This window comes from Rhodococcus ruitaii (genome assembly GCF_055230935.1).
Window position 1 is genome coordinate 1 of the sequence record NZ_JBUYWC010000016.1, and the last position, 24785, is coordinate 24785.

Consider the following 24785-nt stretch of genomic DNA (forward strand, 5'->3'; position numbering starts at 1 on the left):
GGAGATGTCAGACTTGCCCAGCAAGCAGTCCCCAACGAATCGTCTACCCACGGGTCGAATGTGCGGCACCGGGACTTCCGGGAAGTAATTCCCGGATCACTGAGAGAACTTGAAACTCAGTGAACGGCAGGTTGCGGTCTCGGAGACCGGGCTCTGACGACCATCACGCGCGTTCGGGTGCGACCGGCCGTGGTCATGACGAAGACCGGCTTTCGGCGATGATCGTCCGATAGGTCTGTACCGCGTCGGTCGGCCGACGGGTGAGGCTCGGATCGCTGCGGACATCGACGGTGTAGAGGCCGAATCGTGCGGTGTAGTCGCCCCACTCGTAGTTGTCGGTGAGCGACCAGTAATTGTATCCGAACACCGGGGCTCCGTCGGCGACCGCGCGGCCCATGGCATCGACATGCTCGCGCAAGTGCCGCGACCGGGTCCAGCCGTCGGCTCGCGCCGCCCCGTCGGCTGTGGCCATCCCGTTCTCCACGACGTACAACGGGACCCCCGGATAGCGTCGGGTGTAATCCATGAGGGCGTCGTACATGCCCTGCGGGTGCGGCACGACCGACGCGTACTCGCCGACGGCCGCGTGGGCCGCACTGGGGTTCTGGAGCGTCACACCGTAGTAGTAGTCGACGCCGACATAGTCCAACTCGGCACGGACCCGGTCGAGGAACCACGTGTCGAGATACGGTTGCGCACCGGGAATGTAGGCGGCGTTCGACGTCACCCGAGCATCCGGGTCGAACCGGTGGATCGCTCGGTACGCTCCGCGATGCGCGTCGACCAGCCGATCGAACATCACCGGCACCTCGGCCGGTGCGAGACCGCCGTTCGTCACCTCCTGCCACACGTACTGACTCGGTTCGTTGAACGTCACCCACAGGGCGCCCGCGTCGGCGTAGCGCTCGGCGACGGTCTCGGCGTGGGTGAGCCACGAGCGCACCGTGCCGGGGTCGGACCAGCCACCACGGTCGGCGATCCAGCCCGGATACACCCAGTGATCGAGCGTGAGCATCGGCGTCATGTCGTGGGCACGGATCTCTCGCACGACGTCGTCGTAGTAGTCGAGTTCGGTGTCGTCCCACCCGTACGGCGTGGGCTGGATCCGGGCCCATTCCACGGAGATCCGGTAGACATCGACCCCGAGTTCCGCAGCACGGGCGATGTCCTCGCGATAGCGGTGCCGGAAGTCGACGGACGACCCGACCGGCTCGTGACGGGGACCGTTCGAGTACCGCAGCCAGTTGCTGTCGGGCGATGATCCCTCGGACTGAAAACCGGAACTCGCTACACCCCACAAGAATTCGTTCGGTTGCGCCTGAGCGGGTGCGGCATGCGAGAGGCTGAGGGACGCAGTGAGCGCGAGGACGGCGAGGAGCGCGCGTCTCATCGTAACCTCACGAGATCGCGGTGAGCGTTCGAGCGAACGGAGTCCACACATCGGCCAAGGCTCTGCGACCGATGAACAACCCGATGTGTCCGGTGTCTGCGATCGTCGTCACGATATCCGAGCGCGGGGTGGATACCCGCCCCGCCAGCGCCGTGACCTGTGTGGGTGTCGCGATCATGTCCGCGCTGCCGGCGATCAGACGAATCGGGCAGGTGATCTTGGAGAGGTCGACGACACCGCTGCCGGTGTCCAGGGTTCCGGCGACGAGCTCGTTCCCGACGAACAGGCGCCGCATGATCCATTCGCGGAACGCGGCGGGGATTTCCTGCCGCCAGGTGAACCAGCGCCGCTCGGCTTCCATGCGGGACACCTCGTCCGGGTCGTCGAGGACGCCGAGCAGAGCCATCGCCCGTTCGATCTCGCCGATCGGGTCGGTGGGCTGCAGACCCGTTGCGCGTGCGGTGCCGTAGAGAAGATCGACCATCGAGGTCGCCGCGTCCGTCGGTACATGTGCCAGCGCCGCGAGCGCGGGTTGCTCTGCGTGGAAGTCGATGGGTGTGCCGGCTACGGTGAGGGTGTGCACGGTCTCGGGGTGCAGCGCAGTGTAGATCGTACCGAGCCATCCACCCTGGCTGTCGCCGATGATGTTCACCCGGCCGCCGAGATCAGCGACGGCGTCCGTGATCACGGCGAGATGCTCGTCGATCGAGGCGGGGTCGGTTGCAGCGCTCGCGGGAGTCCACTCGAGACAGTGCAGTCGGGTGAGCCCGCCGGCTCGCAGCGCTTCGACCTGGCTGCGTCCGGGTGAGTGATCGACGAGGCACGAGTGGGTTCCGGCTTGCGGTGGGAGCAGCAGGGTGGGCACCGTTTCCCGTTCGGGAGCGTCGGGAGCGCTGCAGTCGCGCAGGTTCGCGAGTGGCCATCGGCGGTGGACCGGCCACGGGTGGGCCCAGGTCGGTGGTGTGGTGTCGGTCAGCGCCTCGTAATAGCGACCGATGTCCGATGCGATGGTCCAGGGTGTGGGGCCGCGTCGCGCGAGGCCGATGAGATACGAGCTCCAACCGGCGATCGCCGCGACTCCGAGTCGAATCGGGGTCGCGGCGATCTGTGTATGCGTCACCGGAGTCATGTACCGCACCGTAGAGCGCCGTTCGGGCGCGCGGGCGGAATCGCGGTTCGCAAGCGGGATCGTGTCCTACTTGAGAAGGTCGCGTGCTGTGGTGGTGACCGTGCTGGTGAGCTCGCGAGCGAAGGAAACCTGAGCCTTGGTGATGTCGGCGACCCACTCGACCGGGGTGGCCTCGGCGAACTTCTCCTGCAGATCCAGGATGCTGCCGACTGCCTTCTCGTAGGTGTCGACACCGAGGTTGCCGCTCTGCTTGGCAGCCTCGACGAACTTGGCATTGAACTCGTTGACGCGCTCGGTGGTCTCGTCGACGGTCTTGGTCAGGTCGGCAGCGGCCTTCTCGGCAGCGGCAGCGGCGCTCGCCGTGAGCTTCTCAGCGGTCTTCTGAGCGGTCGCGGTGGCGTCGGTTGCGGCCTTGGCGGCAGCGTCGGTGGCCTTGGCGGCAGCGTCGGACGCCTTGGCGTCGGTGGCCTTGGCGGCGGTGGTCTTGGCGGGAGCAGTCATGGTGTTTCCCTTCGTTGAGCGCGGGATGGAGCGCTGTATGAGGTCGGTACGCCCTGAACGACGTTGTTAGCAGGTTAGCAAAATGAATGCTAACGCGCAATGGCTCAGCTGAAGACGAACGTCCCGGGGGCATCACCGAGCACGGGATGGCTCGTGCTGCCCATCGACGGAGGCGAGGTCAGGGCGCCCGCGCGCGTCGTCGACCACGCCGTCCAGTCCTCCCACCACGAAGCCGATGCGTGACGAGTGGCCTTCTCGTGCCACGACTTCGGATCCGACGGGAGCTCGGCCGGTGTGTCGTCAGGAGCGCCGACAGCCTCGAACCAGGCCTTCGGATTCGGCGGATTGACCGCGCCGGCAACGTGTCCGCCGCTCGTGAGGACGTACCGCACGTTGCCGCCCAGCAGGTTCACCGCCTTGTACGACGACGTCCACGGCACGATGTGGTCGTTGATCGCACCCACGATGTAGGTGTCGCAGGTCACATCCGACAAATCGAGTACCGATCCATCCAACTCGTATTTCTTCTCGGCGAGTTCGTTGCGCCCGTAGAGAGTGCGCAGGTAATGCGAGTGCATCGCGGCCGGCATCCGCGTGCTGTCCTCGTTCCATGCCAGGATGTCGAACGCGGCCGGCTTCTCGCCCTTCATCCACCGCGATACCCAGTAGTTGAAGATCAGGTCCTTGGCGCGAATCATGTCGAAAGTGCCGCCCATCTCCGACCCGGACAGGAACCCCTGCCGGCTCATGCGAAATTCGACCCGGTCGAGTGTTGCGGGGTCGGTCAACAGGGCCAGCTCCCCGACCTCGCTGTAGTCGAGAAGGGTGTTGAGCATCGTGAACGAGCTGATCCGCTTGTCGCCGACCGCACCCATCTTCGCAGCGGCCATCGCGGCCATCGCGCCACCGAGGCAGATCGAGAGCACCTCGATGCGCGGGGCTCCCGTGATCTCCTCGACGACATCCAGGGCGGTGGCGATGCCCTGCCGATAGTAATCGTCCATCGTGATGTTCTGCATCGTCTCGTCCGGATTGCGATACGAGATCATGAACACCGTGCGATTGTGCTGGATCGCCCACTCCGCCAGGCTCCGTCCCGGGGCCAGATCGAGGATGTAGTACTTGTTGATCCACGGCGGCGCCGCCAGGATCGGGATCTCATGGACCTTCTCGGTCTGCGGGGCGTACTGGATCACCTCGATCAGATCGTTGCGGAACACGACCTTGCCCGGGGTGGCCGCCATGTTCTCGCCGAGGGTGAACGCCTCACGGTCCACCTTCAGCGGAACTCCCTTGCGGTGCACCAGATCATCCACGGCGAACTTCGCGCCACGGAACAGGCTTGCGCCACCGGTGTCGAGGGCGCGTACGAGCACACCGGGATTGATCAAGAAGTTCGACGGTGCGAGCGCGTCGAACATCAAGTTCGCGAACTGGCGGGCCTTGGCGTCTGCCAGCGCATCACCCTCGCCCGCGTCGACGAGGTCGTCGACGTACTCGCGGGTGGCGAGGTAACTCTGCAGCAACGAGAAGTACGCGGGATTCTCCTTCCAGGCCGTATCGGAGAACCGTCGATCCTTCGGATCCGGCGGTACCGGGGCCTGAGGGTCGCTCGCGTTCCACACCCGCGTCGCCGCTGCCGGAATGTGCGCCAGCCGGTTGGCGTACTCCGTGGTCGCCTCGGCGATCGCACGCGGATTCTTCGCCGCACGGCTGGCGACGGACGCCACCGCCGGTCCCCATCCGATGGGGTCGAGTGATGACGAGATCTTCTTCTGCAGGTTGTTGAGCACCGGGGCAACTCCAGAACTGGGTCGGTTGGTTACCTCGAGGTTGACATCTCCGCAGCGAGCGCGCACCTTACCGCAAGGTACATGCCGAATGCACGTTCGGCTGCGTGGGACGGGAACCTCCCTGACCTGCCATCCAATCGTGGGCCACCCGCCTGACCTGCACACATGTGAATCTGCTCACGTGATGTCGGAACCCGGTGATCCACCACCGCGCCGCCGCTTTGCGACCGTGACCTCCCGGAACGCCTCGTACATCTCCTCGAGGGACCGCCGCTGAGCGCTCGTCAGATCCGGATCCTCGCGAAGTGCCTTGGTCACCGCGGATTCATCGCCGTTCTCCGGTGTCACCTGCGACACCAGTGCGTCCGCCGACACATGCAACTGCTCCGCAATCGCGTGGAGTACCCGATCGCTCGGTGCCCGCAGATTCCGCTCGATCTGCGACAGATACGGATTCGAGATCCCTACCATCGACGCCAGCTGGCGCATGGGGAGTTCCGCGAGCTCGCGCTGACGTCGGATGAGTTCGCCCAATGTCGTCGGGAGCTCGTCGTCCTGCTTCATGCAGCCAGCATAAGTCGGTGCCGACCCGAATCGGTCCCGGTGGGATGAGAACGCGGTGAGCGCGATACGGCCGGGACGCACCCGCGTGTGGTGAACCGGCTCTCAGTGCGGATAATGGGGGACGTTCCCCTGATCAACGAGAGAGGACAACTCATGCTTGCCCGCACCGACCTGCGCGGTCGTACTCCCACCACTGCGGAGCTGAGGGGCGCACTGCCCCGCGGCGGAGTGGACGTGGACGCGGTACTGCATCACGTTCGTCCTGTCGTCGACGACATCCGCGACCGCGGCGCCGACGCCGCGCTCGACTACTGCGAGAAGTTCGACAGCGTACGCCCCGACAGCGTGCGGGTACCGACCGTCGAACTCGAACGGGCCCTGGCCGAGATCGATCCCGCAGTGCGCGCGGCCCTCGAGGTTGCCATCGACCGGACCCGGAAGGTGCACGCCGACCAGCGACGCACCGACACCGTCACCGAGGTGGTGCCCGGCGGCACCGTGACCGAACGCTGGGTACCGGTCGACCGGGTCGGGCTGTACGTCCCGGGCGGAAACGCCGTCTACCCGTCCTCCGTCGTCATGAACGTCGTCCCCGCTCAGGCCGCGGGAGTCGAATCGCTCGTGATCGCGTCGCCCCCGCAGAAGACGTTCGGCGGCCTGCCGCACCCGACCATCCTCGCAGCCGCCGCGCTCCTGGGCGTCGACGAGGTGTGGGCGGTCGGCGGCGGCCAGGGGATCGCCTTGCTGTCCTACGGCGGCACCGACACCGACGGGGTCGACCTCCCCCCCGTCGACATGATCACCGGCCCCGGCAACATCTACGTCACCGCCGCCAAGCGACTGTGCCGGTCGGTCGTCGGCATCGACGCCGAAGCCGGCCCCACCGAGATCGCGATCCTCGCCGACCACACCGCCGACGCCGTGCACGTCGCCGCCGACATGATCAGCCAGGCCGAACACGACGTCATGGCGGCGTCGGTCCTCGTGACCACGAGCCCCGAACTCGCCGACGCCGTCGACACCGCGCTCGCCGCGCAACTCGACCTCACCACGCACCGCGAACGTGTCGCCACCGCGCTGTCCGGAAGCCAGTCCGGCATCGTGCTGGTCGACGACATCGCGCAGGGTCTGAACGTGGTCAACGCGTACGCAGCCGAACACCTCGAGATCCAGACCGAAGACGCGTCGGATGTCGCCGCGCAGGTCCGGGCGGCCGGAGCGATCTTCGTCGGCCCGTGGGCCCCGGTCTCGCTGGGCGACTACTGCGCCGGCTCGAACCACGTACTGCCCACCGCCGGCTGCGCGCGGCACCAGTCCGGACTGAGCGTGCAGACGTTCCTGCGAGGAATACACGTCGTCGAGTACGACGAAGCGGCCCTGAAAGACGTGTCCGGCCACGTGATCACCCTCGCGAACGCCGAGGATCTACCCGCACACGGTGAGGCCGTGCGACTGCGCTTCGAGGCACTGCGGTGAGCGCGGCGATACCGGGTGGTTCCGTCACGCTCGACGACCTGCCCCTGCGCGAGAACCTCCGCGGCAAATCGCCGTACGGTGCCCCGCAGCTGACGGTGCCCGTCCAGCTCAACACGAACGAGAACCCGCACCCGCCGACGCAGGCCCTCGTCGACGACGTCGCAGAGTCGGTCCGTGAGGCTGCGGCCCACCTGCACCGCTATCCCGACCGCGATGCTGTTGCCCTGCGCACCGACCTCGCCGCATACCTCACCGGGCAGACCGGTGTCGCAGTGGGAATCGAGAATGTCTGGGCCGCCAACGGATCCAATGAGGTGCTGCAGCAGATCCTGCAGGCGTTCGGTGGACCGGGCCGCAGCGCAATGGGTTTCGTGCCCTCGTACTCGATGCACCCGATCATCGCCGACGGCACCCAGACCGAGTGGCTGCCCACCTACCGGCGCGACGACTTCACTCTCGACATCGAGGCCTCCGTCGTCGCGATCCGCAACCGGCAGCCCGACATCGTATTCGTGACGAGCCCCAACAATCCGACAGGCCACAGCATCCCGCTCGACGAACTGCGCGCGATCCTCGACGCCGCGCCCGGAATCGTGATCGTCGACGAGGCGTACGCCGAGTTTTCCGCAGTGCCGAGCGCGCTGGCGTTGATCGACGAGTACCCGGCGAAGATCATCGTCTCGCGCACCATGAGCAAGGCGTTTGCCTTCGCCGGCGGCCGGCTCGGTTACCTCGCCGCCGCTCCGGCAGTGGTCGACGCACTGCTGCTGGTTCGTCTGCCGTACCACCTGTCGGTGATCACACAGGCTGCCGCGAGGGCCGCGCTGCGGCACGCCGACGCCACACTCGGCTCCGTTGCCGAACTGGCCGCCCAACGCGACCGCGTTGCAGCCGAACTCATCCGGTTCGGATACGAGGTCATCCCGTCAGACTCCAACTTCATCCTGTTCGGGCGCTTCCCCGACGCCGCAGCCACCTGGCAGCGGTACCTCGACCACGGTGTCCTGATCCGGGACGTCGGCATCCCGGGATACCTGCGTACCACCATCGGACTCGCACACGAGAACGATGAACTTCTGCGGGTCAGTGAAACACTCGCCCCAACCGAAATCGAGGCATTCCGATGAGCGACCGCATCGCCAAGGTCGAACGCACCACGAAAGAATCGTCCATCACCGTCGAGGTGAACCTCGACGGCAGCGGACACACCGACATCGCGACGGGCATCCCGTTCTACGACCACATGCTCACTGCGCTCGGACAACACGGCTCGTTCGACCTGACCGTGCACGCGCAGGGCGACGTCGAGATCGACGCACACCACACCGTCGAGGACACCGCGATAGTTCTGGGGCAGGCATTCCGCCGGGCGCTCGGCGACAAACGCGGCATCCGGCGGTTCGGCGACTGCTTCATCCCCATGGACGAAACCCTCGCCCACGCGTCCGTCGACGTCTCCGGGCGCCCGTACTGCGTATTCACCGGTGAGCCCGACTACATGGCGCACTCGGTGATCGGCGGCTACCCGGGCGTACCCTACTCGACCGTCATCAATCGGCACGTGTTCGAATCATTTGCCTTCCACGCGCACATCGCGCTGCACGTGCGCGTGCTCTACGGTCGCGATCCGCACCACATCACCGAGGCCGAGTTCAAGGCCGTCGCGCGCGCACTGCGCGAGGCCACCGAACCGGATCCACGGGTCAGTGGTGTGCCATCGACGAAGGGCAGCCTGTAGCCGATGGACGTTCTTCTCACATACGCCTGTTTCATCGTTGCGGGAATCACGGCCGGCGGTACCTGGTCGATGTGGAAATCCCGGAACCTGCTGTTCGCGGGGGTTCTTCTTGCGATCGCGGTACTCGCCGCGATCGCGGGTGTGCTCAGGTTGATCTGACGTGACGCAGGACAACCCGGCACTTCTCAGCGTGCGCGGGCTCCCCGCCGCGTGGGTACTGGCCGCCGCCGCCTTCGGCGGGTTCTCACTGCTGCTGCCCGTTGTGCCCTGGGCGATCGCCGAAACCGGAGGATCCGACACACTCGCCGGGTCTGTGACGGCAGTGTTCATGCTCACCACGGTGCTCACCCAGATCGCCATGCCGCGACTGATGCGGACGTACGGCCACCGTGCCACGCTCGTCGCCGGTTGTCTTCTACTCGGCCCGCCCTCACTGCTGTTCCTTCTGTCGATGGCTCCCGCTGCGGTTCTCGGGATCTCCGCGGTGCGCGGGATCGGATTCGGCATGATCACCGTCGCGGCATCCGCGCTCGTGGGCGAACTCGCACCTGCTCGCCTGCTCGGCCGGGCGACAGGAGCCCTCGGCGTCGGGATCGCCGCGTCGCAGATGATCGGCTTGCCCGCCGGGCTCGCGATCGCCGAGCGATACTCCACCACACCGGTGTTCATCCTCGGTGCGGTCGTGACGTCGGCGGCGCTGGTCGCGGCGTTCCGGCTGCCGGCGAGATCGACACGCGCAACCATGCCGGGTGGTCGAATCCCGCTGCGAGTGCTGTTGTTCCCCATGGTGGCGGTCGGAGCGGGTGCCATCGCATACGGCGGACTGACCTCACTCCTGCGCATCGCGGTCGTCGATCTCCCCGTGCCGACCGCACTGGCCGTGCTCAGCGCGTCCACGCTCGTCGGACGCTTCGGGGCGGGTGCCCTCGCCGACCGCCTCGGCGCAGGCAGGATGCTGCCCGTCGGTCTCGGTCTCGCCGCGGTGGCGATGGTGCCCTTCGCGCTCATCGCCGACGGTCGAGCCGGTACCGGTGCTCTGATCGGCGCCTCGGTGTGCTTCGGACTCGGCTTCGGCGTCGTGCAGAACGAGGCCCTGCTCGTGGCCTTTCGGCGTGCCGGTTCCGGGCACATCGGATCCGCGAGCGCGGCCTGGAACATCGGCTTCGACGCCGGCACCGGCGCCGGGTCGTTCGCGCTCGGCGCAGTAGCCGCCGCATCCGGATACCCGGAAGCGTTCGTCGTCGCCGCACTTCTCGTCCCCACACTTCCATTGCTTGCGCGGCTCGCCGGTCCGTCCGAACGTCCCCGTTCCTCCACATAGAATCGACAACCATGAGCGCAACCACGGTGGCCGTCCTCGACTACGGCTCGGGAAACCTCCACTCCGCGACCCGGGCACTTGCCCGCACCGGCGCGCAGGTCGAAGTTACCTCCGACCCCGGGATCGCGCTCGCGGCAGACGGTCTCGTCGTACCCGGTGTCGGCGCGTTCGACGCGTGTATGAGGGGTCTGCGCAGTGTCGGTGGTGAGAAGATCATCGGTACCCGACTCGCCGGGGGCCGTCCGGTACTAGGCATCTGCGTCGGCATGCAGATCCTGTTCGAGAAGGGCGTCGAACACGGCATCGAGACCGAAGGCTGCGGTGAATGGCCCGGCACCGTCGACCGCCTCGACGCGCCCGTCCTGCCCCACATGGGCTGGAATACCGTCGAGGCAGCGACGGATTCGGTCCTGTTCGCCGGGATGGACGACAACACGCGCTTCTATTTCGTCCACACCTACGCGGCGCAGACGTGGGAACTGCCCGTACCTGAACGACTTGCTCCGCCGCGCCTGACCTGGGCGGAGCATGGCAGCAGGTTCCTCGCCGCGGTCGAGAACGGTCCGCTCTCGGCAACCCAGTTCCATCCCGAAAAATCCGGTGACGCCGGCGCTGTACTGCTCCGGAACTGGGTGGCCTCTTTGTGAGCACACCCGGCGAGGGAAGACGGTCCGACGAGCCGACCGGTGCCTTGTCGGTCGGCAGACTCGCGATGTCTGCGCTCGGCGCGGCCGCCGCAGTGCTCCTCGTCGCCGCTGTCGTCATCGTCGTGCTGAAACCGGAACCGGTGATCGGTCTGATCGTGGCGCTGCTCGGAGTGGCCGGCGCGATAGCCGTAATGGGGATCGTGTCGAAGCGGATGACGCGGAAAGCGTTCGGTCCGGAAAAGAAGAAGTAGGTCGTAGCACCGAACCATTCCCGCTGATACGTCCTTCCCTCTTCAACATATATCCCACCCGGGGGCTTGCGGCAAGCCCCCGGGTATACCCCAGAATCATGCTCCTGGCCGAATCCGTGCACGTCACGGTTGCATCCGGCCGGGAGAGGGGAAGTAGCTTTCATGACGTTCGACGACACATACGGGACGCGACGGCGTCCACAGGACCACGAGAAGGAACTGCACTCCGAACGCCGCTACGTGGCACGGCTCCACGCACAGCTCGATTCGGAGCGGGCCGGCGCGAAGGCACGGTACGACGCGGCGCTACGCGAGAACGGGCACTCACCCATGGAACGTGACGTCGAGGTGCGTTCGCAGGCCCGGGCCATCGCACGGTTGGACGTGGCCGACGCCGGATTGTGCTTCGGGCGATTGGACGCAGAGTCGGGCGCGCGCTCGTACATCGGCCGGATCGGGCTCCTGGACGAGGCGAACGACTACGAATCGCTGCTGCTCGACTGGCGGGCACCGGCGGCGAGACCGTTCTACGTGGCGACCGCGGCGAATCCCGAGGGCATGCGTCGACGTCGCCAGTTCCACACCCGCGGACGGGAGATCGTCGACTTCACCGAGGAAGCACTCGGCCGTCCGTCGGGCGACGAGACCGGTGACGCGGCGTTGCTCGCGGCGGTCACCGCGCCGCGCGGGGACGGCATGCGGGACATCGTGGCGACGATTCAAGCGGAACAGGACGAGATCATCCGACTCGACCACCCGGGCGTGCTCGTGATCGAGGGAGGTCCCGGTACCGGTAAGACCGTGGTGGCGCTGCACCGCGTCGCCTATCTGCTCTACACCCAGCGTGAGCGGATGGAACGGCATGGTGTGCTCGTTGTGGGACCAAACCCGGCGTTCCTGCACCACATCGGACGCGTGCTGCCGTCACTCGGCGAAACCGACGTGGTATTCGCGACCACGGGTGATCTGGTTCCCGGCCTGCGTGTCACAGCAGAGGACACACCGGATGTGGCTCGGATCAAGGGGTCGCTGGCGATGCTCGACGTGCTTGCCGCCGCCATCGCCGACCGGCAGCGGCAGCCGCTTGACCCGATCATGGTCGAGTTGACCGATGTCACGGTGCGAATCGACGCAGAGACCGCCGAATGGGCGATCGACGAGGCGCGAGCGAGCGGCCTGCCGCACAACGAGGCGCGCGCTGTATTCACCGAGATCGTCACCTGGGTACTCACCGAGCGGGCCATCGCACGGATCGGTCGCGGATGGCTCGATCGGTCCGATAAGCAGGCCTGGGAGGACATGCGCTCGGACCTGAGTGTGGAACTCGAGGAACACGAACGGTTTACGGATGCACTGCATGAACTGTGGCCGATCATGACACCGGAAGAATTGTTGGCGCAGCTCTACACATCGGATGACCGACTCCACGCGGCCGGTGCCGACCGGGCGCTGCGGCGCGTAGACGGTGACGCATGGACGGTCTCCGATGTACCTCTGCTCGATGAACTCGTCGATCTCCTCGGGCGAACCGGTCCCGTCGACGACACCGCGGACCGCGAACGCGCGGCCGAGGCCGAGTACGCCGCAGGCGTGCTGGACATCCTGGTGAGCCGGGAAGATCATATGGACGACGAGGACCATCTGTTCGCGCAGGACATGCTCCACGGCTCCGATCTGGCGGGACGATTTGTGGAGCGAGACACCCGCGACCTCGCCGAACGTGCTGCAGCGGATCGGGAATGGACCTACCGGCACGTCGTCGTCGACGAAGCTCAGGAACTGTCCGAGATGGACTGGAGAGTGCTGATGCGCCGCTGCCCGGGACGATCCTTCACGATCGTCGGTGATCTTGCTCAGCGGCGATCTGCGGCGGGGGCGACGTCGTGGGGTGAGATGCTCGAGCCGTACGTTCCGGGACGGTGGGTGTACCGATCGTTGACCGTGAACTACCGGACACCCGCCGAGATCATGACCGTCGCCGCGGGTGTGCTCGCCGAGTTCGCACCCGGCATCACGCCGCCGGAATCGGTCCGTTCCTCGGGTTCGGCGCCCTGGTCCAGGCGCGTGAACGGGGGCGAATCAGGGCTCGTGGTAGAAGAATTCGTGAGGGACGAAGCCCTCAGAGAAGGGACGAGCATCGTGATCGGGCCGCCGGACGTCCCCGGCGCGGTACTGCCCTCGGAGGCGAAGGGGCTCGAATACGACGCGGTCCTCGTCGTCGAACCCGAACGGATCCTCGCCGAGGGACCGCGCGGGGCAGCGGAGCTGTATGTTGCGCTGACCCGCGCCACCCAACGTCTCGGCGTCCTGCATCGCGCGCCGTTGCCGCAGATCCTGTCGGGGCTCACGGACAGGACTCCGCTTACGCGGTGAACCAGGGGCGAGGCCTGGGTCAGGGACGAAACTTGATCTGGGCCTGGGCTTTTCCGAGGACGGTGCGGCCCTCGCAGCTCACCGTGATGTCGATCCGCGCCAGGTGTTCGTCGGGGTCGAGTCGGGCGACCTTGGCGGAGATCGACAGGGTCGCGCCGTCGACCGAATCGACGACGACGGGTCGTGTGAACCGTGTCTCGTAGGCGATGACCGCGGTGGGGTCGCCGATCCAGTCCACCACTACCTGTAGCGCCAGGGCTGCAGTGAGCATCCCGTGCGCGAGCACCCCGGGGAGGCCGACCTCGGTAGCGGTGACGTCGTTGTAGTGGATCGGATTCAGATCGACCGAGGCCCCCGCATAGCGCACCAGGTCGTCGCGGGTGATCCTCGGTTCGGCCTCGGCGATCACGGAACCGATCTCGAGGTCGCCGAATGCGCGGCGGGCAGGGAGGCTCATGCCTCGCCTCGATGCAGGAAGCTCGACGTCACCGTCGCCACCAGTGCGCCGGTCTCGTCGCAGACTTCGCAGATCGTCGAGAGGAACGAATTGCCCGCGCGCTCGGACACGTCGACGATGGTCAACGTGGTCGACAGGTCGTCGCCTGCGACGATGGGCCGACGGTATTCGATCTTCTCCGAACCGTGGACGACCCGATGCAGCTCGATGCCGGTGCCGGGGGACTCCATGAGCTGGGCTACAGCCGGACCCAGCACAACGGTGCTGAAGGTCGGTGGTGCGACCACATCGGCGAACCCGGCCGCGCGGGATGCCTCGACGTCGTGATGGAGTGGGTTCGTCGAGCGCACGGCGCGGGCGAATTCACGGACCTTCTCGCGGCCGACGAGATAGTTCGTCGGTGGGAAGACCCGACCTGCGAGATCAGGGTTCAGTGGTGCCATCCGCCGAGCTTATCGGGCAGCGAGGTCGGGTCGGTGCCGGAATCGTCCGTTGCGGTCGACAATCGCCGCGCGAACAGCCGGCACGAGCGTAGAAGCGCCTCGCTGCCGTCGATCCTGAAATCGGCATCGACGAAGGCGAGGATGAGGACGAGCCATTGCCACGAGTCCACATCGAGGCCGACAGCGGTGCGACCCGGTGCGACGGAGCGGATCCGTGATTCCTGGAATTTCAGCGTGTCGACGACATGCTCGAACGATGCATCGATCAGCAGATTCGCCGGTTCCGTGCCCCGTCGGAAGTTCTGTCGAAGGTAGTCCGACGCCGAGCTTGCCGGCAGATCCCGTACTGGGTAGCGGTGTCCGGTACGAACCGGATCGTGCATCCGGTCTACCCGGAACACGCGCCAGTCCTTGCGTCGGGTGTCCCAGCCCATCAGATACCACCGTAGGAGGTGGTGGATCTGGCGGTAGGGGTCGACGCGTCGCTCGGTGGCGTTCCCCGCTGCATCGAGATAGCGGAAGGTGATCGTCTCCCGGTGCGCGATGGCCTCGGCGATGGTGCTCAGGTGCTGTGCAGCAACCGTCGGTGCCTGCTGGGGGCTGGCCTCGAGTCCTGCACGGATCGCGGTGAGCAGCGGGCGGAGCCGAGTAGGAAGGAACTGGTCGAGTTTGCCGTACGCGCGGGTCGCCGCCTCGGTGATGCCGTGTGCTGCCGCATTATCGATGCGATCTGCCGCAGCATTGTCGATGCCACCTGCAGTGGGCCCCACGGCGCTCAGTGCGGCGAGTGCCAGCAGGGTGGCGACGGCTTCGTCGTCGTCGAGAACGAGCGGTGGCATCGTTCGCCCGGCGGCGAGTCGGTAGAAACCGCCGGGACCGGGTTGCGTCTCGACCGGGTACCCGTACCCGCGAAGACGGTCGACGTCGCGGCGCACCGTCCGCGGGCTGACGCCGAGCCGGCGTGCGAGTTCGTCGCCACCGATCGCGCGGCCGGTCTGCAGGAGTGACAGCAGTGCGAGCGTCCGTTCGGTCACATCGGCCATGTTCCGATTCTCCCCGAAAATGCGGTCAGGATCCGGCCGCATCCGGTCGTATCGTCGACCTATGGCACCAACGCGACACATCACCGTCCGCCGGGCACGCACCAACAACTTGGCCGATCTCGACCTCGACATCCCGCGCCACCGGCTGGTCGTCGTCGTCGGGGTGTCCGGCTCGGGCAAATCGTCGCTGGTGTTCGACACGATCGCGGCCGAGGCGGGTTACCAGCTGGGCGAGACGTTCCCGCCGTTCACCAGGAACCGACTGCCGAAATGGAACCGGCCGGACGCCGAACACATCGCGGGCCTGACCCCCGTCATCGTCATCGATCAGCGCAGGATCGGCGGAAACGCCCGTTCGACCGTCGGCACCATCACCGATACGTGGACCTACCTGCGATTGTTGTACTCGCGCATCGGGACACCGCACGTGGGCGAATCGAATTGCTTCTCGTTCAACGATCCCGCGGGAATGTGCCCCACCTGCTCGGGCCTGGGCGACGTCGTCGCCAGTGCGGTCGACCGCTTCCTGGACCTCGACAAGTCGCTCGCCGACGGCGGCATCGTGCTCCCCGGCTTCGGTCACGGCGGATACTGGTACTCGCTCTACGCCGACATCGGTACGTTCGACGCTCACACCCCGCTCCGGAAGTGGAGCGAGGCCGAACTCGACGCACTCTTGTACGGCGGCGAGGCCGCGGCGAAACTGGGTCGCAAGACACCGAAGGAGTACGAGGGCGTCGTCCCGCGATTCGAACGCATCTATCTGCACACCTCCGACAACCTGTCCGAGCGCAAGCAGGACACCATCCGCCGGTTCACGAGAGCGCAGACCTGTCCCGAGTGCGATGGCGACCGGCTGAACAAAGCCGCCCGCACCGCGGTCGTGCTCGGCCGTACCCCCGGCGAGATGTCCCGTCTCGAAGTCGCCGAACTCCTCGGCCTCGTCCGCGCGATCGACTCCGCCCACGTCGCGCCGGTCGTCGCAGCACTGACGGAACGGCTCGACGCCATGGTGAGGATCGGACTCGGGTACCTGACGCTCGCCCGCGCGACCACGAGCCTGTCCGGCGGCGAATCCCAGCGCATCAAGACGGTCCGACATCTCGGATCGAGCCTGACCGAGATGACCTACGTGGTCGACGAACCGACGGTGGGGCTGCATCCGAGCGATGTCGAGTCGATGGTCGAATTGCTCGAACACCTCTGCAACAGTGGTAACAGCGTGCTGGTCGTCGAACACGACCCCGCGGTGATGGCCCGGGCGGACGAGGTGATCGAGATCGGCCCGGACGCCGGCGCTACCGGTGGCCGGCTCGTGTTCCAAGGAGCATTCGACGACCTGCGCCGCGCCGACACTCCGACCGGACGTGCTTTGCGTCGACGAACGCCGCCCGAACGAGCATCACGGCCCGCGACCGGGTCCTTCACCGTCGCCGACGCACGACGCAACAATCTGCAGCACCTCACCGTGCAGATCCCCAGAGGCGTGATGACCGTGCTCACCGGTGTGGCGGGATCCGGGAAGTCCAGCCTCGCTGCGGAACTCGTCGACCAGCGCGAGGCGATCGTGATCGATCAGAAGCCGGTGAGCGCCAACCGGCGCTCCACCCCGATCACCTATACCGGCATCGCACCCGCGATCCGCAGGCTCTTCGCACGCCACAACGACGTGCCTTCGAGTCTGTTCAGCGCCAACTCCGACGGCGGATGCCCCGACTGTAGGGGCACTGGTGTGATCTACACCGACCTCGCGTTCATGGAGGGGCAGGAAGTCGGGTGCGAGACCTGCCGCGGACGTCGATTCACACCGGAGGTCCTCGCGCACACCGTCGACGGGCTGTCCATCGCGGACGTGGACGATCTGACCGTCGAACAGGCCGTGACCCGGTTGCCCGACAAGGGTATCGCTCGCGCGCTGGAACAGCTCGCGACTGTCGGCCTGGGCTACCTGCGCCTGGGCCAGTCGTTGAGCACGCTCTCGGGAGGCGAATGCCAACGAGTCAAGATCGCCAAGGAACTGCGGCAGGCGCAGCAGACCACCACCTATGTCCTCGACGAACCGACCACCGGGCTCCACATGAACGACATCGACGTCCTACTGCACGTCCTCGACAGGCTCGTCGAGCAAGGAAACGACGTGGTGGTCATCGAGCACAACCTCGACGTCATCCGCCGCGCCGACTGGCTGATCGATCTGGGCCCCGGACCCGGCAAGCACGGTGGGACGATCCTGTTCGAGGGGCACGTGCCCGACTACACGGGATACGACACGCCCACGTGTCGCGCGTTGACCGCTACCGGTGTGCAGTGACCCCACGCCGATCCGCCGCGCAAGCGATACCGTTTTCGGGCCTCGCCGAAGCAGGCACTACTGTAGATCCAGTGAGCCTGGTCCTTTTGCCTGCAGTCGACGTCGCCAACGGTGAAGCAGTTCGCCTCGTCCAGGGAGAGGCGGGCAGCGAAACCGGCTACGGCTCCCCGCGCGACGCCGCCTTCGAATGGCAGAACGCCGGTGCCGAATGGGTGCACATGGTCGATCTCGACGCGGCGTTCGGTCGGGGAGACAACCGTGAACTCATCGCGCAGGTCGTCGGCGATCTCGACGTGTCGGTCGAACTGTCCGGTGGCATCCGCGACGACGCCACCCTCGCTGCGGCCCTCGCGACCGGCTGCGCCCGGGTGAATCTCGGCACCGCCGCCATCGAGAATCCCGAGTGGTGTGCACGGGTCATCGGTGAGCACGGCGACCGTATCGCCGTGGGCCTCGACGTCAAGCTCATCGACGGTGAATGGCGTCTCCGGGGACGTGGATGGGTGTCCGACGGCGGCGATCTGTGGGAGACACTCGAGCGACTCAACGGCGAGGGTTGTTCTCGGTATGTCGTCACGGACGTGACCAAGGACGGCACCCTCAGCGGCCCGAACCTCGATCTGCTCGGCTCGGTGTGCAATGCCACCGACGCTCCCGTCGTTGCGTCCGGTGGTGTCTCGACGGTGGACGATCTGCGTGCAATCGCCACGCTCGTCGACGAAGGTATCGAGGGCGCGATCATCGGCAAAGCACTCTACGCAGGCCGCTTCACCCTGCCCGAAGCACTCGACGCGGTCTCGCGCTGACGTCGATGGCCGCGAACACGGACCTCGAACACCTCCTCGCAGTGGCGAGTGAGGTCCTCGACGGTGCGTCCGAACGGTTCGTCACAGGCCATGGCGCGCCGCGCTCGGTGGACAAGGGGCGCAACGACTTCGCTACCGATCTCGATCTCGAACTCGAACGCCGCATCAGCGGTGAGCTCGCCGAGCGCACGGGGATCGCTGTGCACGGCGAGGAGTTCGGGGGTCCGTCGGCGAGCAGCGGGACCGTGTGGCTGCTCGACCCCATCGACGGCACCGTCAACTACTCGGCCGGACTGCCCACCGCGGGGATCCTGCTGTCGCTCGTCCAGGACGGCGAACCGGTGGTAGGCCTGACGTGGATGCCGCTGATCGGCCACAAGTTCGCTGCGGTGGTCGACGGTCCGCTGCTGTTCAACGGTGAGGTCCGCAAGCGGCTCGCACCTCAGCGGCTCGAAGACCACATGATCGCCGTCGGCAGTTTCGATGTCGACAGCCGCGGTCGCGTGCCCGGACGCACCCGGCTGTCCGTCATCACCGAACTGAGCCGGCGAGTGGCGCGGCTGCGCATGCACGGCTCGACGGGTATCGACCTCGCCTACACGGCGGCGGGGGCGCTCGGCGGTGCGGTGGTGTTCGGGCACCACCCCTGGGACAATTCGGCCGGTGTTGCGCTTGTCCGCGCGGCGGGTGGGATCGCCACCGACTTCGACGGCAAGCCGTGGCGCATCGGCTGTGGATCCGTCTTGGCCGCAGCACCCGGTATCCACGATGAAATATTCGACATTCTGAGATCCGTGAGGACGGAATCTCGTTCAGAAGGAGAATCTCAATGACGCTCGCCGTGCGAGTGATCCCCTGCCTCGATGTCGACGCCGGACGGGTCGTCAAGGGAGTCAACTTCGAGAACCTCCGCGACGCCGGCGACCCTGTCGAGCTCGCTGCCCTCTACGACGCTCAGGGCGCCGACGAGCTGACCTTCCTCGACGTCACCGCCTCGACCGGTGATCGCGGCACGATGCTCGACGTCGTGACCCGCACGGCCGAGCAGGTCTTCATTCCGCTCACCGTCGGCGGCGGTGTCCGCACGGTGGACGACGTCGACCGGTTGCTGCGCGCGGGCGCAGACAAAGTGTCTGTGAACACCGCTGCGATCGCACGCCCCGAAGTGCTGCGCGAGATGTCCGAGCGGTTCGGATCCCAGTGCATCGTGCTGTCCGTCGACGCCCGCACTGTTCCGGACGGCCAGGAGCCCACGCCGTCCGGCTGGGAGGTCACCACCCACGGTGGTCGTCGCGGCACGGGTATCGACGCAATAGAATGGGCCCGGCGCGGCGAGGAACTCGGGGTGGGGGAGATCCTGCTCAATTCGATGGATGCCGATGGAACCAAGGCCGGGTTCGACCTGAAGATGATCGAGTCCACGCGCGCCGCGGTACACGTTCCGGTCATCGCCTCGGGCGGTGCCGGCGCTGTGGAGCACTTCGCGCCCGCCGTGCAGGCGGGTGCGGACGCGGTGCTCGCGGCGAGCGTGTTCCACTTCCGCGAACTGACGATCGGGCAGGTCAAGGACGCGATGCGCGCGGAAGGAATTGTGGTCCGATGAGCGACATCCTGAATCCGGAGATTGCGGCCAGGCTCAAGCGTAACGAGGACGGGCTGTTCGCCGCGGTCGTGCAGGAGAAGTCGACCGGTGCGGTCCTGATGATGGCGTGGATGGACGACGAGGCGCTCGCGCGCACCCTCGCCACCCGCAAGGCAACGTATTTCTCGAGGTCCCGCAATCAGTACTGGGTCAAAGGTGAGACGTCGGGACATACCCAGTACGTGCACGAGGTGCGCCTCGATTGTGACGGCGACACCGTGTTGCTCATCGTCGACCAGGTTGGCGCAGCGTGTCACACGGGTACGCACACGTGTTTCGACGCCGACGTGCTGCTTCGGAACTCCCGCGAATAGGTGTGCACTGAATCAGGTCCCGTTGCTAGGGTTCAAGGCATGTCAGGCGCTTCGAGTTCGGCCGCGTGCGCGGCAGTGACCAGGACGTCCCGCTAGCGGCGGGGCGTTCCGATCACAGACCCTTCTCAACCAGGACGTCCAGCCGCTTCGTGATCAGTCCGAAGCGGCACTTCAGTGCTGCTCGGGAAATCTTTCTGAGCAACGGAGCACCTGATGTTTCAGGCATTCTCTTCACGCAGACGACCCCGGTCCCCGGCGCGCGCATGGCTCGTGTTGGGCGCGATGTCGCTGCTGCAATTCTTCATCGCGGTCGACGTGACCGTGGTCAACATTGCCTTGCCCTCGATCGGCGCGGACCTCGGCGTCGATGGCCACTCCCTGACCTGGTCGTGGTCGGCTACACCATCACCGGTGGCGGGCTGCTGATGCTCGGCGGCCGCCTGAGCGACCTGCTCGGGCGCCGCCGCGTGCTGCTGGCCGGCACCATCGTGTTCGGTGCCGCGTCGCTACTGGCGGGGCTGGCGCCTTCGTTCGAACTTCTCGTTCTCGCGCGACTCCTGCAGGGAGCCGGGGAGGCCATCGCGCTCCCGGCGGCGATGGCCACCATCGTGTTGATATTCCCCGAGGGATCGGCCAGGTCGCGGGCCCTGAGCGTGTGGGCCGCGGTGGCAAGCTGTGGGCTTGTGCTCGGCTTCGTCTTGTCGGGACTCATCACCGCACACTTGGGCTGGCGATGGATCTTCCTGATCTCCGTGCCGTTCATCCTGGTCGTGGTTGTCTTGGCTCTGGTCCTCGTCGAGGGTGATCGGCCGGTGCGCGAATACGCCCCGCTGGACGTCCCGGGAGGCGTGCTGCTGACCACATGCCCGCTGCTGTTCACCTACGGTGTGGTCGAAGCCGGTGAACCCGATACTCACTACGGGGTGAGTCTTGCGGCTCTGACGGGTGCGGCGCTGGCAGGTGTCGGGTTCGTGCGTGTGGAGGCACGTTCCCCGAATCCGCTGGTGCCGCTGGGCTTCTTCGCCAACCGTGCGCGCGTCACAGCAAATTTGACGACAATGCTGATCAGCGGAGCATTGTCGACATCCTTCCTACTGTTCACGTTCTACCTGCAAGACAACCTCGGGATAGGCCCACTGGGAGCCGGACTCACGATGCTGCCTCTGGCCGTCGCGTTGGTCGTGGCGTCTCTGTTCGTGCCCCGGTTGCTCGACCGGTGGGGAGCAATCCCGTGTGTACTCGCTGGTCTCGGCTTCGTTGCGGTCGCGCTGACCACTATCGCGCTCGTTGCAGTACTCGAGGCCGGAGCTCTGTGGCTGATCCCGGCCATGGTGCTGATCGCTTCCGGGATGGGCTTCGGCCTTGTCGGCCTGCAGTACATCGCAGTCAGCGGCACGACCGACGACGATGCCGGAATCGCTTCTGGGGTCCAGCGAGCAGCAGACCAGCTCGGCGGCGGTAGTGGGGTGGCGGTGTATGTGGGGATCGGGTTCGCTCCTGCGCTGCATTCTGCAGACCCGTTCCTGATCGCGACTCTGCTGGCGGGCGCCGGACTGGTTGTCGGTGCTCTGATGATGCGGCGCTCAGCCGCCGCAGACCGGTAAGGAACAAGCCGGGTAGGTGGGCGCCCGCCGCCGCGTTGCCGTGACGTCCGACCCGACCGCGACGTTGTGTCACATCACGACCTCGCGGACTTGATCTGTGTGATGTGACACAGATGTGTATCGAGTTGCGTTTCTGATGGTCGATCTCGTGCCTGATGCCGATGGGGCGAACACGGGCGCGGAAAGTGCCGGCCCCGGGCCGGTGGGCGAGCCCCGGTCGGGTCGGGGCGGAATCCGGATCGAAGACGAATAATATTGCAGCACAGTTGGTGCGGTCTCATCGTCCGGCTGGAGGTGGCGCCGGGGCGGGCGTGCCATCGCGCTGTCGGATGTCGTGTTCGGGGCTGTCGTCGAACATCTCTGAACGGCAGAAGCCACCAGCGAAGAGAGATGGCGCAGAAAATGTGCTCTGAAGTGTCGTCAGTCACTATCGCTTGAACCCGCGATCCCGGCAGCGTTACCTGGTTGTGACCTTAGGGCCGCTGAATCGTGATCTTCCAGGGGTGGACGACCCCCCCGGTGAATGCGCGTGGCCCCATTTCCGGAGGCCGAACCGAACTCGGTCGAATCTTGGAGCACGATCCATGTCTCTTTCACATTCGCGCCACTTCCGTGCCGCCATCGCGGCTGCGGCCTTGATCGGCACGGCGACCACCACCGTCCTCGGGGTGGCCGACGCGAACGCCGATCCGGTGACCTCGGCGCCCACTCGCTACGAGGAACCCGGCAACCTGCTCGAGATTCTGGAGTTTTCCACTCTTGCTGAGGGCGCGTGGGCCGCCGCCGATGAATCTCCGGCCTCCGTGCCGGTCGAGTCCCCGGACACCTCCGTGGACGTGCCGCAGGCTCCCCCGGCCGAGGCGCCTGCGCCACTCGCTGTCACGTCAGGCGAATTGAGTCGAATCGTGCCGGGTATTCCGGCGGAGAAGGTCGATCAGTACATCACACCGTTGAACAACGCGATGGCGCGCAACGGCATCGACACGCCGGTTCGTCAGGCGGCGTTCATTGCGCAACTCGCGGTCGAGTCCGACTCCTTCCGGACTTTCGAGGAGTACGCGTCGGGGCGCGCCTACGAGGGCAGGGCCGACCTGGGCAACGTCGAACCCGGAGACGGGGAGCGATACAAGGGGCGCGGTGCGATCCAGGTCACTGGTCGTCACAATTACGAGGAGCTGAGCCGGCACGCAGGGGTGGACTTCGTCGCGAACCCCGAGTTGCTCGCCGCGCCGGAGAACGCCTTCGTCAGCGCTGCGTGGTATTGGACGTCGCGTCATCTCAATCAGGTCGCAGACACCGCGGGGATCGTCCGGGTGTCGGAACTCGTCAATGGCGGTCACAACGCGCTCACTCGTCGGGTCGCTGACTTCGAACGCGGCTTGAACGTACTGCTCGCACCGTAGGCGCCGTGAGTACAGTGCGTTCATGCCTCTGATCCAGATCAGCCAGACGCCCGGACTCACGAGCGAGCAGAAGGCCGAGGTGATCGCCGCGGTGACCCGCGCCTACGCCGAGGCTGCAGGCAAGGACGAGTCGTCGGTGTGGGTGACCGTCACCGAGGTGCCGCGCGAGAATTGGGGTGTCGGCGGGACGCCGCTGGGGTGAAAAGAGTCGGGCTGCGTGGGGTAGCGGTCAGAATGATCGGACCATGGTGAGTTGGTGCACTCGGGTACCCTCGTAGCGAAGTCCGGGAACCGGTGGAGTACTGCCGTGCGGAGTAAATCCCATCCGCTCGAAAAATCGTGCTGCCCTAGTATTTTCGACCAGCGTCTGCAAGTGGCAACCCGGTACCTGTTCGGAGCGTAGACGCTCGAACCAGGCATCCATCAGTGCTGCAGCGGCCCCGGTGCCGCGAGCTTCCGGTGCGACGTTGATGTGCAGGTGCGCAGGCCAGCGGGGATCGTTGATCTCGCTTGCCGGCGGTATCCGGCGGATTGCTGCTGTGGCTGCGTCGAGCATGCTGCGGCCGAAGAATGCGGCGGCCTGCTTGCTGAAGAACGGCCGGTGTCGACGGAGTGCGTCGGTGATACGTGTGTCCTCGTTGGGGAACGCGTCGGTGTCGGTGCAGCCGGTGAGGTAGCCGACGAGCGTTCCGTCGTTCTCCGCTACGAACAGTGAGGCGGGTTCGAGGTCCATGTATGGATCGAGGTAGACAGCTGCCTCGGAATCGACGTGCCCCCAGAGTGATTCGGTGGGGGATCCTTGGCCTGCGCGTGCGAACAAGGTGCGCAGCTCGGTGCGGTCGCCGTCGTGGAATACCCGAATCCCCATTCGGTCAAGATACCGCAACGTTCATGCCTTGCCGGTGCCCTCGGCGATGCCTTTGTCGAGTTGGGTCAGCAAGGCGGTCCCGATGGTCTCGAGAGTGCTCACTTGTTCGTCGTCGAGACCGTCGAATACGAGCCGCCGCACCGTGTCGACGTGCGCGGGCGCGGCGTCGACGACCTTGGCGTACCCGTCGTCGGTGAGGACGGCATACGATCCCCGGCTGTGCGGGATGGCTTCGCGGCAGACCCAGCCGCGTTTGGCGAGTCGGGTGATGACGTGCGAGAGCCGGGACAGTGACGCGTTGGCTTCCTCGGCGAGGGTGGAGAGTTGCAGGCGGCGATTCGGGGTCTCCGAGAGGAGGGCGAGAACGAAGTACTCGAAGTGGGTGAGATCGGCGTCGCGCTGCATCTGGGTGTCGAGCGCCGCCGGCAATCGCGTGCTCACTGCCACGAGCGAACGCCAAGCTTTCTGTTGCCGGTCGTCGAGCCACCGGGGTTCGTCGCTGCTCATGGTCGAAGAAGCCTCTCTTGAAACGTTGCGATCCAATCAGCCTGCCAAACCGGAGTGTTGTGTCCCTCGGTGGGGAATGCAATCGGTGCAGGGGAGTGTTCCCTATGGTTTCGCGAAGCGCTCGTTCCAGGTTGTCCAGAACCGCCGACGCGCCGCGGCGACCGCGGCGCACCCCGTCGACGCGGTGCCTGGGATGATGTGCAC

Annotated in this window: 27 protein-coding genes; 17 read left to right on the forward strand and 10 right to left on the reverse strand. The window is 66.2% G+C overall.

All coding sequences use genetic code 11. The features are described 5' to 3' along the window. Positions 1–193: 193 nt before the first annotated feature. From ACZI8W_RS19945 to ACZI8W_RS19965, 5 genes are all read right to left on the reverse strand, one after another. Entirely contained in the window at positions 194–1390 is a 1197-nt protein-coding gene (locus ACZI8W_RS19945; protein WP_463370246.1) for a glycoside hydrolase family 1 protein, read from the reverse strand. A 7-nt stretch (positions 1391–1397) separates the two neighbouring features. Then, complete coding sequence (locus ACZI8W_RS19950; RefSeq protein WP_463370247.1) at positions 1398–2519, reverse strand: esterase; 1122 nt, start codon at positions 2517–2519, stop codon at positions 1398–1400. Positions 2520–2585: 66 nt separating this feature from the next. Beyond that, positions 2586–3020: a hypothetical protein gene (locus tag ACZI8W_RS19955; RefSeq protein WP_463370248.1), complete on the reverse strand. Its 435-nt coding sequence runs from the start codon at positions 3018–3020 to the stop codon at positions 2586–2588. 104 nt (positions 3021–3124) lie between these two features. Continuing rightward, complete coding sequence (locus tag ACZI8W_RS19960) at positions 3125–4813, reverse strand: PHA/PHB synthase family protein (RefSeq protein WP_463370249.1); 1689 nt, start codon at positions 4811–4813, stop codon at positions 3125–3127. A gap of 177 nt (positions 4814–4990) precedes the next feature. Continuing rightward, on the reverse strand, positions 4991–5377 hold the full coding sequence (locus ACZI8W_RS19965) for a helix-turn-helix domain-containing protein (RefSeq protein ID WP_463370250.1): 387 nt from the start codon (positions 5375–5377) through the stop codon (positions 4991–4993). A 153-nt stretch (positions 5378–5530) separates the two neighbouring features. On the opposite strand from ACZI8W_RS19965, the gene hisD reads away from it, so the two are divergent. The 8 genes from hisD (at position 5531) to helR (ending at position 13183) form a co-directional block, all read left to right on the forward strand. After that, positions 5531–6853: a histidinol dehydrogenase gene (hisD, locus tag ACZI8W_RS19970; protein WP_463370381.1), complete on the forward strand. Its 1323-nt coding sequence runs from the start codon at positions 5531–5533 to the stop codon at positions 6851–6853. Continuing rightward, positions 6850–7980, forward strand: a complete 1131-nt coding sequence (locus ACZI8W_RS19975) for a histidinol-phosphate transaminase (protein ID WP_463370251.1) — start codon at positions 6850–6852, stop codon at positions 7978–7980. Before hisD ends, ACZI8W_RS19975 begins: the two co-directional genes overlap by 4 nt. Next, positions 7977–8591, forward strand: a complete 615-nt coding sequence (hisB, locus tag ACZI8W_RS19980; RefSeq protein WP_463370252.1) for an imidazoleglycerol-phosphate dehydratase HisB — start codon at positions 7977–7979, stop codon at positions 8589–8591. The genes ACZI8W_RS19975 and hisB overlap by 4 nt, the downstream gene beginning before the upstream one ends. A 3-nt stretch (positions 8592–8594) precedes the next feature. Further along, the gene (locus tag ACZI8W_RS19985; RefSeq protein ID WP_463370253.1) at positions 8595–8750 is read left to right on the forward strand and encodes a hypothetical protein; all 156 of its coding nucleotides are present in this window, start codon (positions 8595–8597) and stop codon (positions 8748–8750) included. A gap of 1 nt (position 8751) precedes the next feature. Beyond that, positions 8752–9912 (forward strand): MFS transporter, encoded by a 1161-nt coding sequence (locus tag ACZI8W_RS19990; protein WP_463370254.1) that lies wholly within the window; start codon positions 8752–8754, stop codon positions 9910–9912. Between the two features lie 11 nt (positions 9913–9923). Next, positions 9924–10559: an imidazole glycerol phosphate synthase subunit HisH gene (gene hisH, locus ACZI8W_RS19995; RefSeq protein WP_463370255.1), complete on the forward strand. Its 636-nt coding sequence runs from the start codon at positions 9924–9926 to the stop codon at positions 10557–10559. Continuing rightward, positions 10556–10810: a hypothetical protein gene (locus ACZI8W_RS20000; RefSeq protein ID WP_463370256.1), complete on the forward strand. Its 255-nt coding sequence runs from the start codon at positions 10556–10558 to the stop codon at positions 10808–10810. Before hisH ends, ACZI8W_RS20000 begins: the two co-directional genes overlap by 4 nt. Positions 10811–10972: 162 nt before the next feature. Beyond that, positions 10973–13183: an RNA polymerase recycling motor ATPase HelR gene (gene helR, locus ACZI8W_RS20005; protein ID WP_463370257.1), complete on the forward strand. Its 2211-nt coding sequence runs from the start codon at positions 10973–10975 to the stop codon at positions 13181–13183. A gap of 19 nt (positions 13184–13202) precedes the next feature. Here the strand turns inward: helR and ACZI8W_RS20010 are convergent, their stop codons facing one another. The 3 genes from ACZI8W_RS20010 to ACZI8W_RS20020 are packed head-to-tail and all read right to left on the reverse strand — an operon-like array spanning position 13203 to position 15126. Then, positions 13203–13640 carry a MaoC/PaaZ C-terminal domain-containing protein gene (locus ACZI8W_RS20010; RefSeq protein WP_463370258.1) on the reverse strand — a complete coding sequence of 146 codons (438 nt, stop codon included), beginning with the start codon at positions 13638–13640 and terminating at the stop codon, positions 13203–13205. Further along, on the reverse strand, positions 13637–14083 hold the full coding sequence (locus ACZI8W_RS20015; protein WP_463370259.1) for an FAS1-like dehydratase domain-containing protein: 447 nt from the start codon (positions 14081–14083) through the stop codon (positions 13637–13639). Before ACZI8W_RS20015 ends, ACZI8W_RS20010 begins: the two co-directional genes overlap by 4 nt. After that, positions 14071–15126: a helix-turn-helix transcriptional regulator gene (locus tag ACZI8W_RS20020; RefSeq protein WP_463370260.1), complete on the reverse strand. Its 1056-nt coding sequence runs from the start codon at positions 15124–15126 to the stop codon at positions 14071–14073. The genes ACZI8W_RS20015 and ACZI8W_RS20020 overlap by 13 nt, the downstream gene beginning before the upstream one ends. Before the next feature lie 61 nt (positions 15127–15187). Between ACZI8W_RS20020 and ACZI8W_RS20025 the strand changes: the two genes are divergently transcribed. From ACZI8W_RS20025 to ACZI8W_RS20065, 9 genes are all read left to right on the forward strand, one after another. Beyond that, positions 15188–17437: an ATP-binding cassette domain-containing protein gene (locus ACZI8W_RS20025; protein ID WP_463370261.1), complete on the forward strand. Its 2250-nt coding sequence runs from the start codon at positions 15188–15190 to the stop codon at positions 17435–17437. Positions 17438–17508: 71 nt separating this feature from the next. Further along, the gene (gene priA, locus ACZI8W_RS20030; protein ID WP_463370262.1) at positions 17509–18243 is read left to right on the forward strand and encodes a bifunctional 1-(5-phosphoribosyl)-5-((5-phosphoribosylamino)methylideneamino)imidazole-4-carboxamide isomerase/phosphoribosylanthranilate isomerase PriA; all 735 of its coding nucleotides are present in this window, start codon (positions 17509–17511) and stop codon (positions 18241–18243) included. Positions 18244–18248: 5 nt separating this feature from the next. Beyond that, the gene (locus tag ACZI8W_RS20035; protein ID WP_463370263.1) at positions 18249–19076 is read left to right on the forward strand and encodes an inositol monophosphatase family protein; all 828 of its coding nucleotides are present in this window, start codon (positions 18249–18251) and stop codon (positions 19074–19076) included. Next, complete coding sequence (hisF, locus tag ACZI8W_RS20040) at positions 19073–19846, forward strand: imidazole glycerol phosphate synthase subunit HisF (protein WP_463370264.1); 774 nt, start codon at positions 19073–19075, stop codon at positions 19844–19846. Before ACZI8W_RS20035 ends, hisF begins: the two co-directional genes overlap by 4 nt. Continuing rightward, positions 19843–20199, forward strand: coding sequence for a phosphoribosyl-AMP cyclohydrolase (hisI, locus tag ACZI8W_RS20045; protein ID WP_463370265.1), 357 nt, complete (start codon positions 19843–19845; stop codon positions 20197–20199). The genes hisF and hisI overlap by 4 nt, the downstream gene beginning before the upstream one ends. 213 nt (positions 20200–20412) lie before the next feature. Beyond that, a complete protein-coding gene (locus ACZI8W_RS20050) occupies positions 20413–20625 on the forward strand; it encodes a hypothetical protein (protein WP_463370266.1) in 213 nt (70 codons plus the stop codon). Next, positions 20589–21803 (forward strand): MFS transporter, encoded by a 1215-nt coding sequence (locus ACZI8W_RS20055; protein ID WP_463370267.1) that lies wholly within the window; start codon positions 20589–20591, stop codon positions 21801–21803. Before ACZI8W_RS20050 ends, ACZI8W_RS20055 begins: the two co-directional genes overlap by 37 nt. A gap of 584 nt (positions 21804–22387) precedes the next feature. Beyond that, on the forward strand, positions 22388–23206 hold the full coding sequence (locus ACZI8W_RS20060; RefSeq protein WP_463370268.1) for a glycoside hydrolase family 19 protein: 819 nt from the start codon (positions 22388–22390) through the stop codon (positions 23204–23206). A gap of 22 nt (positions 23207–23228) precedes the next feature. Continuing rightward, positions 23229–23408 (forward strand): tautomerase family protein, encoded by a 180-nt coding sequence (locus ACZI8W_RS20065; protein WP_463370269.1) that lies wholly within the window; start codon positions 23229–23231, stop codon positions 23406–23408. A gap of 27 nt (positions 23409–23435) precedes the next feature. On the opposite strand, the gene ACZI8W_RS20070 is transcribed toward ACZI8W_RS20065, so the two are convergent. Further along, complete coding sequence (locus tag ACZI8W_RS20070; protein WP_463370270.1) at positions 23436–24074, reverse strand: GNAT family N-acetyltransferase; 639 nt, start codon at positions 24072–24074, stop codon at positions 23436–23438. A 21-nt stretch (positions 24075–24095) separates the two neighbouring features. Continuing rightward, positions 24096–24581: a MarR family winged helix-turn-helix transcriptional regulator gene (locus tag ACZI8W_RS20075; RefSeq protein WP_463370271.1), complete on the reverse strand. Its 486-nt coding sequence runs from the start codon at positions 24579–24581 to the stop codon at positions 24096–24098. Positions 24582–24785: the final 204 nt, after the last annotated feature.

What these genes read in the sequence shown, in the direction of transcription:
- ACZI8W_RS19945 (WP_463370246.1), bottom strand. Translation starts at nt 1,390, where the DNA reads ATGAGACGCGCGCTCCTCGCCGTCCTCGCGCTCACTGCGTCCCTCAGC.
- ACZI8W_RS19950 (WP_463370247.1), bottom strand. Translation starts at nt 2,519, where the DNA reads ATGACTCCGGTGACGCATACACAGATCGCCGCGACCCCGATTCGACTC.
- ACZI8W_RS19955 (WP_463370248.1), bottom strand. Translation starts at nt 3,020, where the DNA reads ATGACTGCTCCCGCCAAGACCACCGCCGCCAAGGCCACCGACGCCAAG.
- ACZI8W_RS19965 (WP_463370250.1), bottom strand. Translation starts at nt 5,377, where the DNA reads ATGAAGCAGGACGACGAGCTCCCGACGACATTGGGCGAACTCATCCGA.
- hisD (WP_463370381.1), top strand. Translation starts at nt 5,531, where the DNA reads ATGCTTGCCCGCACCGACCTGCGCGGTCGTACTCCCACCACTGCGGAG.
- hisB (WP_463370252.1), top strand. Translation starts at nt 7,977, where the DNA reads ATGAGCGACCGCATCGCCAAGGTCGAACGCACCACGAAAGAATCGTCC.
- ACZI8W_RS19985 (WP_463370253.1), top strand. Translation starts at nt 8,595, where the DNA reads ATGGACGTTCTTCTCACATACGCCTGTTTCATCGTTGCGGGAATCACG.
- hisH (WP_463370255.1), top strand. Translation starts at nt 9,924, where the DNA reads ATGAGCGCAACCACGGTGGCCGTCCTCGACTACGGCTCGGGAAACCTC.
- helR (WP_463370257.1), top strand. Translation starts at nt 10,973, where the DNA reads ATGACGTTCGACGACACATACGGGACGCGACGGCGTCCACAGGACCAC.
- ACZI8W_RS20010 (WP_463370258.1), bottom strand. Translation starts at nt 13,640, where the DNA reads ATGAGCCTCCCTGCCCGCCGCGCATTCGGCGACCTCGAGATCGGTTCC.
- ACZI8W_RS20015 (WP_463370259.1), bottom strand. Translation starts at nt 14,083, where the DNA reads ATGGCACCACTGAACCCTGATCTCGCAGGTCGGGTCTTCCCACCGACG.
- ACZI8W_RS20020 (WP_463370260.1), bottom strand. Translation starts at nt 15,126, where the DNA reads ATGGCCGATGTGACCGAACGGACGCTCGCACTGCTGTCACTCCTGCAG.
- ACZI8W_RS20025 (WP_463370261.1), top strand. Translation starts at nt 15,188, where the DNA reads ATGGCACCAACGCGACACATCACCGTCCGCCGGGCACGCACCAACAAC.
- ACZI8W_RS20035 (WP_463370263.1), top strand. Translation starts at nt 18,249, where the DNA reads ATGGCCGCGAACACGGACCTCGAACACCTCCTCGCAGTGGCGAGTGAG.
- hisF (WP_463370264.1), top strand. Translation starts at nt 19,073, where the DNA reads ATGACGCTCGCCGTGCGAGTGATCCCCTGCCTCGATGTCGACGCCGGA.
- hisI (WP_463370265.1), top strand. Translation starts at nt 19,843, where the DNA reads ATGAGCGACATCCTGAATCCGGAGATTGCGGCCAGGCTCAAGCGTAAC.
- ACZI8W_RS20050 (WP_463370266.1), top strand. Translation starts at nt 20,413, where the DNA reads ATGTTTCAGGCATTCTCTTCACGCAGACGACCCCGGTCCCCGGCGCGC.
- ACZI8W_RS20060 (WP_463370268.1), top strand. Translation starts at nt 22,388, where the DNA reads ATGTCTCTTTCACATTCGCGCCACTTCCGTGCCGCCATCGCGGCTGCG.
- ACZI8W_RS20065 (WP_463370269.1), top strand. Translation starts at nt 23,229, where the DNA reads ATGCCTCTGATCCAGATCAGCCAGACGCCCGGACTCACGAGCGAGCAG.
- ACZI8W_RS20070 (WP_463370270.1), bottom strand. Translation starts at nt 24,074, where the DNA reads ATGGGGATTCGGGTATTCCACGACGGCGACCGCACCGAGCTGCGCACC.
- ACZI8W_RS20075 (WP_463370271.1), bottom strand. Translation starts at nt 24,581, where the DNA reads ATGAGCAGCGACGAACCCCGGTGGCTCGACGACCGGCAACAGAAAGCT.